The sequence below is a fragment of the Kitasatospora sp. NPDC048298 genome (assembly GCF_043201465.1).
In the GTDB taxonomy this organism is placed as follows: Bacteria; Actinomycetota; Actinomycetes; order Streptomycetales; family Streptomycetaceae; genus Kitasatospora.
Genome location: NZ_JBICYZ010000181.1, coordinates 1 through 1,160 on the forward strand (window position 1 = coordinate 1; position 1,160 = coordinate 1,160).

At 66.1% G+C, this 1,160-nt stretch carries 1 protein-coding gene; it reads right to left on the minus strand.

Annotation, left to right across the window (positions count from 1 at the left end; all coding sequences use genetic code 11):
* Window positions 1-1,122, minus strand: a complete 1,122-nt coding sequence (locus ACGF0D_RS44335) for an IS630 family transposase (RefSeq protein ID WP_392926281.1) — start codon at window positions 1,120-1,122, stop codon at window positions 1-3.
* Window positions 1,123-1,160: the final 38 nt, after the last annotated feature.

Sequence of the window (1,160 nt, forward strand, 5' to 3'; positions counted from 1 at the left end):
CTAGTGTCCTGCGCCGGAGATCCGTCGGCAGAAGCGCGCTAGGGAGTCGAGGATCTCGTCGGCGGTCTTGGTCCAGGTGAACGGTGTGGGGTCCTCGTTCCAGTTCCTGATCCAGCGGCGGATGTCGGCTTCGAGGGCCTGCACGTTCTTGTGTGCGCCGCGGCGGATCATCTGGTCGGCGAGGAAGCCGAACCAGCGTTCCACCTGGTTGATCCAGGAGGAGCCGGTCGGGGTGAAGTGCAGGTGGAACCTGGGGTGTTTGGCCAGCCAGGCCCTGATGGCGGGGGTCTTGTGGGTGCCGTAGTTGTCGCAGATGAGGTGGATGTCGAGACTGGCGGGGACCTCTCGGTCGATCTTGACGAGGAACTTCTTGAACTCCTGTGCGCGGTGTCGGCGGTGCAGGGAGCTGATGACCTGGCCGGTGGTGACGTCGAAGGCGGCGAAGAGGGTGGTGAGGCCGTTGCGCAGGTAGTCGTGGGTGCGGCGCTCGGGCATGCCGGGCATTATCGGCAGTACTGGCTGGGAGCGGTCCAGGGCCTGGATCTGGGACTTCTCGTCGACCGACAGCACCACGGCGCCCTCGGGCGGGTTGAAGTAGAGACCGACCACGTCGTAGACCTTCTCGACGAACAGTGGGTCGGTGGAGAGCTTGAACGTGCTGGTCAGGTGGGGTTTGAGCTGGAACTTCCTCCAGATCCGCCCGATGGTGGACTTGGACAGGCCGCTGCGGTCCGCCATCGAACTGCGGGACCAGTGCGTGGCGTTCTTCGGGATCTCCTCCAGGGTCGCCACGACCACGGCCTCTACCTCCTCCACCGCGATGGTGGGCGGACGGCCCGGTCGCGGTTCGTCGACCAGGCCGTCCAACCGCTCGGCGAGGAAGCGCCGCCGCCATTTGCGCACGGTGTCGGCGGTGACTCCCAACTCCCTTGCGACAGCGACGATCGCTGGCACCTCGGGACCCGCGCACGCCAGCACGATCCGCGACCGCAAAGCCAGTGCCTGCGCCGATGTCGCCCGCCGGGTCCACCGCTCCAACTCCGTCCGCTCGTCGACGGAGAGGAGCAGTGGCTCCAACTTGGGACCTCGACGACGCAGCGGCGCGTCCGGAGAAGAGCTCATGCAAGATCTAACGATGGATCTCCGGCGCAGGACACTAG